This window comes from Pedobacter westerhofensis, from assembly GCF_900182595.1.
Lineage (GTDB): Bacteria > Bacteroidota > Bacteroidia > Sphingobacteriales > Sphingobacteriaceae > Pedobacter > Pedobacter westerhofensis.
The window spans coordinates 249,591-263,464 of record NZ_FXTN01000003.1 but is presented as its reverse complement, the minus strand read 5'-3'; the positions used below and the strand labels follow the sequence as shown (position 1 = coordinate 263,464).

13 protein-coding genes are annotated in these 13,874 nt (G+C 45.0%); 10 read left to right on the top strand and 3 right to left on the bottom strand.

The annotated features are described in order from the left end of the window. Positions 1-9 precede the first annotated feature (9 nt). Positions 10-2,469 (top strand): PAS domain S-box protein, encoded by a 2,460-nt coding sequence (locus FN831_RS06530; RefSeq protein WP_142527406.1) that lies wholly within the window; start codon positions 10-12, stop codon positions 2,467-2,469. 232 nt (positions 2,470-2,701) lie between these two features. Here the strand turns inward: FN831_RS06530 and FN831_RS06525 are convergent, their stop codons facing one another. The 3 genes from FN831_RS06525 to rluF all read right to left on the bottom strand — a co-directional run bounded on the left by FN831_RS06525 (position 2,702) and on the right by rluF (position 5,733). Beyond that, positions 2,702-3,397, bottom strand: a complete 696-nt coding sequence (locus FN831_RS06525; protein WP_142527405.1) for a ComF family protein — start codon at positions 3,395-3,397, stop codon at positions 2,702-2,704. Between the two features lie 43 nt (positions 3,398-3,440). Then, the gene (gene rlmN, locus FN831_RS06520; protein WP_142527404.1) at positions 3,441-4,505 is read right to left on the bottom strand and encodes a 23S rRNA (adenine(2503)-C(2))-methyltransferase RlmN; all 1,065 of its coding nucleotides are present in this window, start codon (positions 4,503-4,505) and stop codon (positions 3,441-3,443) included. A 124-nt stretch (positions 4,506-4,629) separates the two neighbouring features. Beyond that, on the bottom strand, positions 4,630-5,733 hold the full coding sequence (gene rluF, locus FN831_RS06515; RefSeq protein ID WP_142527403.1) for a 23S rRNA pseudouridine(2604) synthase RluF: 1,104 nt from the start codon (positions 5,731-5,733) through the stop codon (positions 4,630-4,632). A gap of 161 nt (positions 5,734-5,894) precedes the next feature. On the opposite strand from rluF, the gene FN831_RS06510 reads away from it, so the two are divergent. The 9 genes from FN831_RS06510 (at position 5,895) to FN831_RS06470 (ending at position 13,863) form a co-directional block, all read left to right on the top strand. Continuing rightward, entirely contained in the window at positions 5,895-6,446 is a 552-nt protein-coding gene (locus tag FN831_RS06510) for an RNA polymerase sigma factor (protein ID WP_142527402.1), read from the top strand. Then, entirely contained in the window at positions 6,443-7,084 is a 642-nt protein-coding gene (locus tag FN831_RS06505; protein ID WP_142527401.1) for a cupin domain-containing protein, read from the top strand. The genes FN831_RS06510 and FN831_RS06505 overlap by 4 nt, the downstream gene beginning before the upstream one ends. A gap of 52 nt (positions 7,085-7,136) precedes the next feature. Continuing rightward, a complete protein-coding gene (locus FN831_RS06500) occupies positions 7,137-8,312 on the top strand; it encodes an amidohydrolase family protein (RefSeq protein ID WP_142527400.1) in 1,176 nt (391 codons plus the stop codon). A 10-nt stretch (positions 8,313-8,322) separates the two neighbouring features. Continuing rightward, positions 8,323-9,273, top strand: a complete 951-nt coding sequence (locus FN831_RS06495) for an NAD(P)H-dependent flavin oxidoreductase (protein ID WP_142527399.1) — start codon at positions 8,323-8,325, stop codon at positions 9,271-9,273. Between the two features lie 3 nt (positions 9,274-9,276). Further along, on the top strand, positions 9,277-9,549 hold the full coding sequence (locus tag FN831_RS06490) for an acylphosphatase (protein WP_142527398.1): 273 nt from the start codon (positions 9,277-9,279) through the stop codon (positions 9,547-9,549). Positions 9,550-9,580: 31 nt separating this feature from the next. Continuing rightward, on the top strand, positions 9,581-11,071 hold the full coding sequence (locus FN831_RS06485) for a lipopolysaccharide biosynthesis protein (RefSeq protein WP_142527397.1): 1,491 nt from the start codon (positions 9,581-9,583) through the stop codon (positions 11,069-11,071). Positions 11,072-11,166: 95 nt separating this feature from the next. Then, a complete protein-coding gene (dut, locus tag FN831_RS06480; protein WP_142527396.1) occupies positions 11,167-11,598 on the top strand; it encodes a dUTP diphosphatase in 432 nt (143 codons plus the stop codon). A gap of 68 nt (positions 11,599-11,666) precedes the next feature. Beyond that, positions 11,667-13,091, top strand: a complete 1,425-nt coding sequence (locus FN831_RS06475) for a tetratricopeptide repeat protein (RefSeq protein ID WP_142527395.1) — start codon at positions 11,667-11,669, stop codon at positions 13,089-13,091. Next, positions 13,069-13,863 (top strand): DUF4292 domain-containing protein, encoded by a 795-nt coding sequence (locus FN831_RS06470; RefSeq protein ID WP_142527394.1) that lies wholly within the window; start codon positions 13,069-13,071, stop codon positions 13,861-13,863. The genes FN831_RS06475 and FN831_RS06470 overlap by 23 nt, the downstream gene beginning before the upstream one ends. The last annotated feature ends 11 nt before the right edge of the window (positions 13,864-13,874 follow it).

Here is a 13,874-nt window from a genome sequence, read left to right as displayed (position 1 = left end):
TAATTAACTATGCAGGAAGATCCGGAAGTGTTGACATCAATTGAGCAGGACAGGTTAAGTGCCTTAAATGCTTATCACATCCTGGATACCCCTGCAGAACATAGTTTTGATAACCTGGTTAAACTGGTCACACAGATATTTAATATGCCCATTGCCTTTATCTCTCTTATTGATGAGAAAAGGCAATGGTTTAAATCTTCTATCGGACTGGACGATACGGAGATGCCCCGTGATGAATCATTTTGTGAGCACGCGATTGGGGGCACTGATGTGATGGAGGTATGCGATGCCTTGCAGCACAGCAGGTTTAAACACTACAAAATTGTAACGGATGCACCCTGTATCCGCTATTACGCCGGTACTCCCCTGATTGATGATGATGGCTTTGCACTGGGCACACTTTGTGTGGCCGACATCAAACCGAATGCGCTCTCTGAACACCAGAAGGATATTCTCCGGAACCTGGCCAAGGAAGTGATGGTGCACCTGACGCTGAAGAAAAAAGATCAGGAAATCGCCGCAAATGCCATTCGCGCAGCGGAGAATAAAAAACTGGAAAACGACCGCATGAAACTGTCGTTTGTAGCCAGTAAGATCAACAACGCAGTGGTGATCAATGATGCAAATAACCTGGTGACCTGGGTAAATGCGGCTTTTGAAAAAATCACCGGGTTTACGCTGGAAGATGTGAAGGGGAAACGCCTGGGAGACCTGATCATAGGCCCTAAAACAGACATGGAACTGCTTGATGAGGTAAGGCGGCTGACAAAAAAACGGCAGTCGTTTACCATAGATATGCTGGCCTACCGAAAGGACAGGCGGGAAATCTGGCTTTCTGTATATAATACCGTCGTACTTGATGAAGAGGGAAATGTAGATGCCGAAATAGAGATCATCATTGACATCACAGATAAGAAAAAGGCGGAAGAAGAACTGATGGTACTCTCACTGGTAGCGAGTAAAACCGATACGGGGGTGAGCATCCAGGATAAGGAAGGAAGAACCACCTGGGTGAATAAGTCGCTCGAAAGAATGACAGGCTACACCCTTAAAGAGTTGCGTGGCCACCAGATGGGAAATATCATGTCGCCCAATTTCCATGACCAGGAGCTGATACAAAACTCCCGTATTAAAAGTAAAAATAATCAATCCTACAGTATAGAAGTACTTGGTGAAAAGAAGGACGGTACGCCAATATGGTTTTCCATCTCCAATACCCCGATTTTAAACAGCAGGGGCATGGTTGACCGGCAGATTGACCTTATTTCTGATATCACCCAGCGCAAGCAGGTGGAGAAAGGAATGATTGAAGCCAAAGAACAGGCCCTGAAGCTTAGTCAGGCTAAAGAAATGTTCCTTTCGGTGATGAGCCATGAGATCCGCACACCTTTAAATGCCGTGATCGGCATGACGCACCTTCTGCTGGATAACGACCCGAAAATTTCACAGATTGATGACCTTAATATCCTGAAATTCTCTGGTGAAAACCTGCTCCATATTATCAATGACATCCTGGACTTTACCAAGATAGAAACGGGAAAGATGGAGCTGGAGATCTTCCCTTTCAGCCTGAAGACTTTGGCGAATGATATTATCAATTCTTTACAGGTAAATGTGAAGAAGAACAACAACCAGCTGACGCTTGTACTTGATCCTGATATACCCGCACAGGTATCCGGGGATAAGAACCGCCTGTATCAGATCCTGATGAACTTTTTAGGGAATGCCATTAAATTTACGGATAACGGACTGGTACAGCTAAGGATCAAACTGCTGGAAGAAACTGACAAGGAATCTGTGATCAGGTTTGAAGTAGAGGATAACGGAATAGGGATACCAAAGGATAAGCAGCATTACATTTTTGAAACGTTTACCCAGGCGAAGACTGATATTTCAAGAAAATATGGCGGTACAGGACTGGGGCTGGCCATTACCAAAAAACTGCTGGACATGTTCAACTCTGAGATCAGGGTAGACAGTGTTGAAGGAAAAGGCACCACCTTCTCTTTTGATCTGAAGTTTAGCACCACAAATGAAAAATCTTTAGCGGCTGTACTCGGCCCTGAAATGAGCGTTTTTATCGGTAAGAAGATTCTTGTGGTAGACGATAATGAGATCAACATCTTAATTGCAAAACGTATCCTGAGCAAATGGGGGCTGGAGATCGATGCGGCCATTAATGGTTATGAGGCAATTGACAAGATCATGGGCGTACGGTACGACCTGGTATTCATGGATATCAAAATGCCGGGCATCGATGGGTTTGAAACCACAGGTATTATCCGTGATATCAGCGACCCATACTATAAAGAAGTGCCGATCATTGCCTTAACGGCATCTACCCTTAAAAATGATCATTTTAAATTTAAGGAATGCGGTATGAATGGCCATGTACTAAAACCATTTAATCCCGAAGAGATCAAACAGCTCCTTTCTGGTTTTTTGGCGGCTGAGAGAGTAGAATACTGATACGATATGACAGGTCGGTCTGACCAGATATAACATACATCCAGAATTGAATGCAATTGTCATTAGGATATCCCGCGGGAACAGGTTAAAAGATAAAGGGCCGATTTTTCTGTGAAGAAATGACCGACCCTTTTACCATCTAAATTAACGCTCTCGAATATATAAACGGAGATATTCATAAAATGTTTTGTACTTTATTAAATTTTTAAGAAGTGTTTAAAAAGCTTGTTTTCTATTCCGCAAATGCGAGCGCTGCGATACTCAGTTTTGCTACACCTCCCTCCAGTAATACTTGTCCGCACGCCTCGAGCGTCGCCCCTGTGGTAATTACGTCATCAACCAGCAGCACATGTTTTCCCCTTAGTTCCGCAGTACCTGCCAGGCTGAAGACGGATTGCATATTCTGATACCTGTCATAGCGGTTTCTTTTGGTTTGCGTGCCGGTGGCCCGCAGCCGGTTAAGCTGTGTGCTGCCCACAGGTATATGCAATACACTGGATATGCCATCGGCAATCATCCTGCTTTGATTGTACCCGCGGCTTCTTTCCTTTTTGGGATGCAGAGGTACGGGAATAATCAGATCTGGCTTTTCTCCGGGTTGTACCGCCAGTTTTTCGCCAAGCAGCGCCCCTAATCTGAATCCAAGATCTGGCTGGGAGCGGTATTTGAGCTGGTGTACCAGGCGCTGCGCTTTGGTTCCTTTCCTGAAATACAGCATGGCCATGGCCCACTGGCATCTGATCCTGCCATAGAACAATTTAGCCACGGCATTTTCTGCATAGACATGAAAATCGGTGTAAGGTAAATCATAAAGACAGGCAGTACAAATCTGCTGCTCGCCATGATAAAGCTGCTGCCCGCAGGCGTTGCAGAGATCGGGAAATATCAGATTGAAGAAATCAATACTATATTGTTTGAGCTTGTGCATACAAGCAATATACTGCTGATCAGAAATAAATTGGTAACTGGCTTTACAGGCTTGCTGAACTTTCTTCCTTTACTGCCAGTTGTCCGCAGGCGGCATCAATATCTTTTCCGCGGCTGCGCCTGATATTGGTATTTACGCCCTGGCTTTTCAGGTAGTTTGAAAAGGCATCGATTTTATCGCCTTCGGCATTAACAAAATCTGCAAACTGGATGGGGTTATATTCAATCAGGTTCACTTTGCAGGGAACATGTTTACAGAATTTAGCCAGGTCCATCGCATCCTGGATCTCATCATTGAAACCGTTGAAAACAATATACTCGTAGGTAACAGGGTTTTTGGTTTTAGCGAAATAATATTTTAAAGCTTCGGCCAGCGCTTTTAAAGAGTTATGCTCAGTGATCGGCATGATCTCGTTCCTTTTCTTGTCATCAGCTGCATGCAGGGAGAGTGCAAGATTGAACTTGGCACCATCATCACCCAGTTTACGGATCATTTTAGCTATGCCTGCTGTAGAAACAGTAATCCTTTTGTAGGACATATTCAAGCCGTCGGGAGCAGTGATACGCTCGATCGACTTCATCACATTGGCATAATTCAACAGGGGCTCGCCCATTCCCATGTAAACGATATTGGTAAGGGGGGCATTATAGTTCTTTTTGGCCTGTTCATCTATCAGGACAACCTGGTCATAGATTTCATCTGCGTTCAGGTTACGTTTTCTGTCCATATAACCTGTAGCGCAGAACTTGCAGGTTAAACTGCAGCCTACCTGCGAACTTACGCAGGCCGTCATCCGTTCTTCCATAGGAATCAGAACACCTTCAACAATGTTGCCGTCATATAAGCGGAAACTGCTTTTGATGGTATGGTCGTTACTGTGCTGCGAATTATTTACTGATACCACATTGATGGCATAATTTTCATCCAGTTTCTTTCTGAGGTCTTTGGACAAGTTGCTCATCTCCTCAAATGTACGCGCAGATTTTTCCCATAGCCACTGGTAAACCTGTTTGGCACGGTAAGCGGGCTCATTCATTTCAGTGAAGTGTTGCTGAAGCTGGACAAGGTTCAGTGAGCGGATATCAGTTTTAGTAATTGTTGCAAGCATTTGATGCAAAGTTACCTAAAATTTGTAAGCCACCCAATATTTATAATGAGTTGACTTACAGATGGCATTGTCCTGCGATCTCCTACGGCTGCAGAAATTGCCAAAGGGCTTAATTACAGCGGTACTATCTTTTCGGGCTTTTGGTTTTACCAGCCGGAGCACCGGATTTTCCATTGGAAGGCCTTACCGGTCTTCTGCTGGGTCCGCCACTTTTATTCCAGTCGCCCGCCGCTCCTGCGGGTTTGTACGACGAAGATCCTCCTGCTTTTGATGCAGATGCTTTTGAAGGCCTTTCTGAGCCCTCGCCTTTTCCTGCCCTGCCTGATGACGCTCTTGGAGACGCGCCTGCGGCTGCCGCTCTTGGAGAAGCAGACCGTGATGGTGCCTTACCTTTTGAAGGGCCGGCAGGCCTTGCACGTGAAGCGGTTCTTTTCGGGGTTACATTAACCAGATCGTCATCATCCTTTACAGATTTTTTAACGATGCGCTTAGGTGTTTTATCTGCTGCGGAGCTGGACTTGGCTACTAAGTTATAGATATCGGTTTCTTCTTCGGGAGTAAGTTCTCTCCATTCTCCCACCGGAAGGCCTTTCAGGCTGATGTTCATGATACGGACACGCTCCAGTTTAGTTACTTCGAAACCGAAGTGCTCGCACATGCGGCGGATCTGTCTGTTGAGGCCCTGTATCAGGATGATCCTGAAAACGAAGGGACTTTCTTTGATGACTTTACATTTTTTAGTCATCACCCCAAGCACAGGTACGCCCTTAGCCATATTAGTGATAAACTGGTCTGTCAAAGGTTTATCTACCGTTACCAGATATTCTTTCTCGTGGTTATTTCCGGCGCGCAGGATTTTATTGACAAGGTCTCCATTGTTGGTCATGAAGATCAGTCCCTGCGAATCTTTATCTAATCTTCCGATAGGGAAAACGCGTTCGCTGTGGTTTACATAATCCACAATATTACTTTTCACACCGGCTTCGGTGGTACTGGTTACCCCTACAGGTTTATTAAATGCCAGCAAAATAGAATTTTCTGCCTGTTTAGGCTCAATGCTTTGTCCGTTAACCGAAACCAGGTCGCCGAAATATACCTGGTCGCCAACTTTAGCTTTCCTGCCGTTAATCAATACATTCCCCTGCTCTATATATCTGTCGGCCGCTCTTCTGGAGCACATTCCGCTTTCACTTATGTATTTATTTAATCGGGTGGTAGAATCAGACATAAACGTAATTAATTGATTTTCTTTTTACAAAGTAATCAATTTATACCCACATATGCTATCAAAATATTTAATAAGGCCTTTTTTGCGGATTGACTGATAAGTATTTGTGAACTTTTTGTAAGCTGAGTGTAATTTGCTAATTTTATAAAAAAATTACGCTCATGATACTTCCTTCTGCTCTGAATGATGTGGATAACAACCTGGTCACCTTGTTTCAGCATGGTGATAAAGAGGTTTATACCAGGTTGTATAACAAGTATGCTCCTGCTGTTTTAGGCGTATTAAGCCGGATGGTTGGGGATAAGGCTCTTGCTGAAGAGTGTACGAACGATGCGTTTTGCCTGATCTGGTCAAAGCGGAAAGACTACGATCCTGCCAAAGAGCGTTTGTTTACCTGGATGATCAAGATTGCAAAGCACTGTGCTTCCTGCCTGCCGCCGGAAAAAAGAAACCAGATGGCTGATGAAATACGCGAAGAGATAGACCTGGTTTATGCCATGGATATCAAAAGTTACCTGCAGGAGATGCAGAAAGAACAGGGTGATAATTTTGCGTCCGGTGTAGATGTAACAATCAGAGAGGCCATCCATCTAATCTATTTTGAATCGCACAGCTTTGCCGGTGCCGCAGAAAAAATAGGTATTTCAGTAGATGCGCTCAGAGAAAAAATGATTCAAACAATTAAACAAATTAAGGGTTCATTGCTGGCATGAAAAAGAATCTGCAGGAATTTATAGCATCCGGAATATTGGAACTTTATGTTCTGGGTGATACTTCCGACGAAGAAGATGCAGAAGTACTGATTATGTCCAGCAAATTTCCGGCGGAGATTGCGCATGAGATCATGGAAATTAGCATGGCCCTGGAATACTTTTCGCTTGAAAATGCTGTGGAACCAAGTGCCAGGCTGAGAGAAAATCTGTTTTCAAAGTTCTTTCACCAGGGTAACGCTGCTGACAAAAGTGCGCCCCAATCCCGGAAATACCCGAGGCCTGCATCTGAAATCCCCCGGCTGACACATTTTTCAAAAATAGAAGATTATACAGACTGGTTTGATCCTGAGGACCTGATCACCCCCGCAGACTTTAAAGGTGCGCGTATTAAATTACTTGGACAGACAGCAGAAATGACCACCATGCTGATCTGCGCAACAGCCATAGAAGGCGAAGTGCACCACGAACATTATGAGCGTTTGCTGGTGATTGAAGGCAGTTGCGATGTGATTGTTGAAAATAAGGTATTTTCTTTCCATAAGGGGGATTTTATCGATATCCCATTGCACAAATGGCATGATGTAGTGATCACTTCCGCAATGCCATGCAAAGCGATCCTGCAAAGGATACCGGTATAATTCTGCGGCGATTTTTATCAGCTTTGTTGGGAATAACCGTTATTTGTAAAATATGATTTCCTATCTTTCTGCATCATGGATCTATCCTGTCAGCTCTGTACCGCTGAAAAACGGCGTTATTGCAGTACATGACGACGGTACGGTTGAAGAAGTCCTTTCTGCAGAGCTGGCCGCTGCCAAAAACATTAAAAATATACAATACCATGAAGGTATACTGATACCCGGACTGGTGAATACCCACTGCCACCTGGAGCTTTCACATCTCAGGGGCAAAATCGCTATGCACACTGGTTTACCCGGTTTTGTGCAGCAGGTGATACAGCAGCGCGATTCCTCTGCGGAGGAGATTGAAACAGCCATGCTGCGTGCTGATGAAGATATGTTTGCCAATGGCATAGTTGCTGTGGGCGATATATCCAACCAGACGGTTTCAAAAAGCGTAAAGCTGCAAAGCAAAATCTATTACCATACTTTTGTTGAGGCCATGGGTTTTAATCCCGGCAGGGCGGGGGAGATTATTGCTGCTGCGAAACTTACGCAGGAGGCCTTTGCGCCGCTGAAAGCAACGATTGTTCCGCATGCACCCTATTCGGTCTCGGCCGAGCTTTTTAATGAAATCAATGCCGTATCCGGGATCAGCGGAGAATCGGTGTCTATCCATAACCAGGAAACAGGGGATGAGAATGCTTTTTTTGAAAGCAAGACCGGTCATTTCCTTAAACTATATGAATTCCTGGGCCTGGATATTTCTTTTTTTGAAGCACAGGGGAAATCATCACTTCAAACTTATCTTCCGCTGCTGTCCGCTGCACCCAGAACGTTGCTGGTGCACAATACCTTTACCAGCAAGGCTGACCTGGAATTTGCAGCGGCAACGCATGCGGGTTTGTACTGGTGCTTATGTCCGAATGCAAATCTTTATATTGAGAACAGGCTGCCGGATATCGCGCTGCTGAAGGATGCGGGGCTAACGCTCACGCTGGGAACAGATAGCCTGGCGAGTAATCACCAGCTGAGCATACTGGCAGAAATGTACAGCCTGCAGGAAAGGGCTGAAGTATCTTTTGATGAATTGTTGCGCTGGGCAACGATAAATGGAGCACTTTTTCTTGGAAAAGATAAGATATATGGTAGTTTTGAGAAAGGGAAGAAACCCGGTGTGAACCTGATCACAAAGACTGAAGGCCGGCGCCTGACGTCGGAAAGCCGGGTTCAGCGTTTAATTTAATATCATACCTATGTCTAACCGAATAACCGAATTGTTCAATATTCAATATCCGATCATCCAGGCTGGTATGGTCTGGTGCAGCGGCTGGAAACTGGCCTCGGCTGTGTCCTCAGCAGGTGGTTTGGGAATTATCGGTGCCGGCTCAATGTATCCCGAGGTATTGAAGGAGCATCTTCAGAAAATTAAAAAAGCTACTGATAAACCATTTGCGGTGAATGTGCCCTTATTGCATCCTGGTACTGAAAAGATCATGGATGTCATTGTGAAGGAAAACGTAAAGATTGTATTTACATCGGCAGGTAATCCGGCAATATGGACGGAATTTTTAAAAGACCTGGGGATCACTGTAGTGCATGTGGTATCCAATACCAGGTTTGCGGGGAAGGCCCAGGAATGGGGCGCAGACGCTATCGTTGCTGAAGGGTTTGAAGCCGGAGGACATAACGGTAGGGAAGAGACCACTACCATGTGCCTTGTGCCAATGGTCGTTGATCATGTGAGTATTCCGGTGATTGCAGCCGGCGGGATATCCTCAGGAAGGAGCATGCTCGCAGCGATGGCATTGGGTGCTGAGGGCGTACAGGTAGGCTCTGCATTTGCTGTGGCCGAAGAATCTTCTGCTCATCCGGCTTTCAAAGATAAAGTGATCAAGGCTGCAGAAGGGGATACCAGGCTGCGCCTGCAGAAGCTGGTCCCGGTACGGTTGCTGCGAAATACGCTGGAAGCTGCCATAGCAGCAGCAGAAGCGGAGGGGGCTGATCCATCCACATTAAAATCATTGTTAGGCCGGGGAAGAGCAAAATTAGGTATGTTTGACGGCAACATGGAAGACGGCGAACTGGAAATTGGCCAGGTTTCGGCCATGCTGAACGCTATCCGTCCTGCAAAAACGATACTTGAAGAAATATGGCAGGACTTTTTATCCGAAAAGGAGAAGTTGTGCCGGTTCAATGAAAAATAAATTATGAAGCATATTACGATTAAAATAACGGGTAAAGTACAGGGCGTAGGTTTTAGGTACACCACAAAAGTAGTGGCCGATCAAATGGGCGTGAGAGGAATGATCAGAAACGAAAAGGACGGAACTTTATATATAGAGGCTGAAGGTGATGATACACTGCTGGAAGTGTTTTTGGAATGGTGCCATGAGGGACCGGACCGCTCGCAGATAGAAAACGTGGAGGTTAGTCCCGGTGAACTGAAAAACTATCGTAATTTTGAAATTATAAAAAAATAGTACTCTTCATCATTCGTTTTAACCCGGTCCAGTGTCAGTTATCAAAAAGTTTTTAGGCCAGACGGCAGTATATGGTCTCAGTACCGTATTTTCAAGGCTGTTTAATTTTATCTTAACACCCCTATTTACGAAGGTGTACGCGACCAGTGTATATGGTATCTTCACTACCTTGTACAGTTATGCTTCACTGATCAATGCAGTACTTGCATTCGGGATGGAAAGCACCTATTTCCGCTATCTGAACAAACATGAGGATAAAAAGCAGGAAGTTTACAATAACTCATTTATCTGCATTGCCTTTATTGCGCTGCTCTTTCTGATCAGCGGCAATGTATTTGCTGACGCCATTGCGGCATGGATCAACAACGGGCAGAAAACGCAGGTTTTAGATTATCAGCAATACATCCGCTTTTTTGTATGGCTGCTGTTCCTGGATGCAATTTGTGTAATTCCCTTTGCAAAATTGAGGGCGGATGATAAGGCGTTTAAGTACAGCCTGATCAAATTCCTGAACATAGGAACTTTCGTTGGTTTTAACCTGTTTTTTATTTATGTGGTTCCGCTGATCATCAGCAATCAGGGGAGCGCTGGTGCATGGTTTGAATCATGGTACCGCCCGGGATGGGTTGGTTATGTGTTTATATCAAACCTGATTGCAAGTGCAGTGACGTTTTTACTGCTGCTGCCTGAGTTCCTTCAAATCAGGTTCCGGTTTGATAAAGAACTTTTCTATAAAATGCTTTCTTACAGCTGGCCTATTCTGGTGGCCAACCTATCCTTTATAGTGAATGAAAACCTGGATAAAATTGTGCTGAGCAGGTTGCTTCCGGATGCAATTGCGGATGTTCAGGTAGGGATCTACGGTGCAGTGTGCAAGATTGCCATATTCTTAAGTATTTTTATTACTGCATTCCGCCTGGGTGCCGAGCCTTTCTTCTTCAGTCATGCGAAACAGGCAAATGCAAGAAATACCTATGCAACTATACTGCACTATTTTGTGATTGCGCTATCGTTATTGTTTGTGGCGCTGGTTGCCAATATCGAACTGCTTAAACATTTCATTCAGAACAAAGCCTATTGGGTTGGGCTGCCGGCAGTGCCTTATCTGCTGTTTGGCTATGTCTGCCTGGGGATCTATATGAACCTTTCGATCTGGTACAGGTTGTCTGACCAGACAAAATACGGGCTGTATATTTCAATGATAGGTGCGGTGATCACGATTGTTTTCAATCTTGTTCTTATTCCAAAATACAGCTATATGGGCTCTGCATGGGTATCTATGCTGGCATACTCCGTGATGATGGTGATTTCGTATGTGCTGGGTCAAAAATATTACCCGATTCCCTATCAGCTGAACAGGATCCTGGCCTATCTGCTGATTTCTGTGGTGCTGGTGGTATTGTCATTCTGGGTGTTCCACAGAAATATCTATATCGGCAACGGATTGCTGCTGCTGTTCCTTGCAGGAATATGCTATGTGGAAAAAGATGAAGTAAAAGTGTTGCTTGCAAAAGGGAAGTAAGCCGGCAGCAGAAATTTGATTAATTGTGAAAGAAGTAACGAATGAGCAAATTGCTGGCAGAATAAATAATAAATTAATAAAACCTTATATTACAGATGAAGATTAATATTATCAACAAATCAGGACTGGCATTGCCTCAGTATGAAACTGCTCACGCAGCCGGAATGGACATGAGAGCTTTTACACCGGAAGAAATTGTAATTAAACCTTTGCAGCGTATCCTTGTCCCTACAGGATTACATATAGAATTGCCGGTTGGCTACGAAGCGCAGATCCGCCCGAGAAGTGGCTTGGCCTATAAACATGGCATCAGCATTGTGAATTCTCCGGGAACCATTGATGCAGATTACCGTGGAGAGATCAAGGTATTGCTGGTTAATCTTTCTGATACTGATTTTGTAGTGAACAATGGTGACAGGATTGCGCAGATGGTGATTGCGAAACATGAAACTATCAGTTGGGAAACTGTTGAAGAACTGAGTGATACTGCACGGGGCGAAGGCGGATACGGACATACGGGTAAATAAAATGAACCGCTGATTCTACTGATACGCAAGAAAAAAATAGATACAATATACCGGTAAATGGATTTTGAATGAACAGAATTGTTGTTTTATGCTGTGTACTTTTTACGGGAATGCATGCTGCAGGACAGCAGGCAACAATTTCTGTGCGCGACAATACCATCATCAAACAACTTTTCTTTGAAGGGCTGAAGGACAAACTGAACGAGAACTACGAAAAGAGCAACGAGAGTTTCAGCAGGGTTGCGGCCCTGGATCCGGGGAATGCCGCTGCCTGGTACGAGATTGCGCTGCTGAATTTCAGGCAGAATAAAATGCCTGAGGCCGAAGCGGCCATCAAAACGGCAGTTAAGCTGGATAGGAACAACCTCTGGTATTGGAAGCTACTGGCAGAATTGTATAAAACTACCGGCAATATGGCCCAGCTGATCCCGGCTTTTGATCAGCTGATCAGGCTTTCGCCGGAACAGAAAAGCTTTTATTTTGACAGGGCGAATGCACTGTCTATCGCCGGTAAAAAAGAGGAGGCGCTGGCCGCGTACGACCTGCTGGAAAAGAAATTTGGTACGTCGGCCTCCATTAACAGGGCAAAGCAAAGAATAGCTGCAGATCCGCTGCCAGCCGACTCTATGGCAGTGGCCACACTGTATGCAGGACAGAAAAATTTTACTGCTGCGGCACGTATCTTAAAAAATATTGCGCCGGCACATCTGGAAGATCCCCTTTATTTCGCGCTTTCGGGGGATATCCTTTACGAAAGCGGAAACCTGCCCGGGGCACTGCGAAGCTATAAAAAGGCTTTAAAGATCAGCGATCAGCTGTATGGCGTCTGGGAAAAGGTGCTGAATATCCATATCCTTCTGGGCCAATACAAACAAATGATAGAAATGGGCGAAGCTGCTTTGTCGGTTTACCCAAACCAGGCTATCTTATACTATTATATGGCTTTTGCCTTGCACCGTGAAGAGCAGAACGATGCCGCGCTGGGGCATATCAAAACGGCACTGTCACTGGATGGGGAAAATAAGGAACTGCAGGCGCTGATCTTTGCTTTAAAGGCAGAGATCCTGATCGATGAGCGCAAGCCTGATGCGGCAGATGTGGCTTTTGAAAAGGCAGTGATGCTTGATCCGCAAAATTACCTGATCATGAACAACTATGCCTACTATCTTGCCCTGCGGAACGAGAACTTAAATAAAGCGGTTGCGCTGATCGATGTTGCCGCCCGGGCGCTGCCTGATGATGCTTCGATTGCTGATACCTATGCGCTGATTTTACTAAAAGGAGGCAAGTATGCTGTAGCCAGGACCTGGATAGAAAAAGCCCTGGAAAACAAGGAAGCTGAAAATAGTGTTTACCTGGAGCATTACGGCGATATCCTTTTCCTGCTGGGTGAGCCGGACAATGCGGTGGTTCAATGGAAAAAATCCAGGGATGCAGGAAATGATTCAACGCTGTTAAAACGAAAAATTGATGAGAAGAAATACTTTAAATAGCCTGCTGGTGCTGTCGCTGCTGCTGATTGCGGCAGGATGCAAGTCTAAGAAGGCGATTGTTAAGGCGCCGCCCGCAGCAGAAACCGTAGCACCGGTGCTGAACACCAAAAAACTGGAGAACCTGAAGACCTTAAAATCTAAAGACCTGCCCTATACTACCCTTTCGCTGAAAGGAAAGGTAAACCTGGAGATTGAGGGCAAGGAGAATGGTGTATCCGTGAACATCAGGGTGAAAAAGGATGAAATGATCTGGATCAGCATGACTGCCATTGCAGGAATTGAAGTAGCCCGGGCGCTGATCACTCCGGACAGCCTGATTGTAAGAAACAACCTGCAGTCGCTGGCCATCAAAAAACCATTCAGCTATATCTATAAATTTACCAGCAAACAGGTGACCTTTAAAATGCTGCAATCGGTGCTGACAGGAAATACGATCGATGAGCTGATGACGGAGCGTTCTGTGGTAGACCTGAATGGCGGTATCTTTACACTTTCCGGAGATAAAACAGGTTTAGGTTACCGGGTACTTTTTAATACGCTGCTGAAAACTGCTGAACTGAACCTCAACGATGCCAAAGCCGGGCAGGCGCTGAAAGTAGCATATTCGGATTATCAGGATGTAACGGGGGCGCTTTTTCCGTCGGTAACCAAGATAAACTCGGTTTCGGGTACGAAAAAAACCAATATTTCATTCGATTTTAATAAGATAGAACGTAATGTTCCCCTTGATTTTCCGTTCAGTGTTCCTAAAAGGTTTGAGTTAATAAACTAAATTTTTTTATA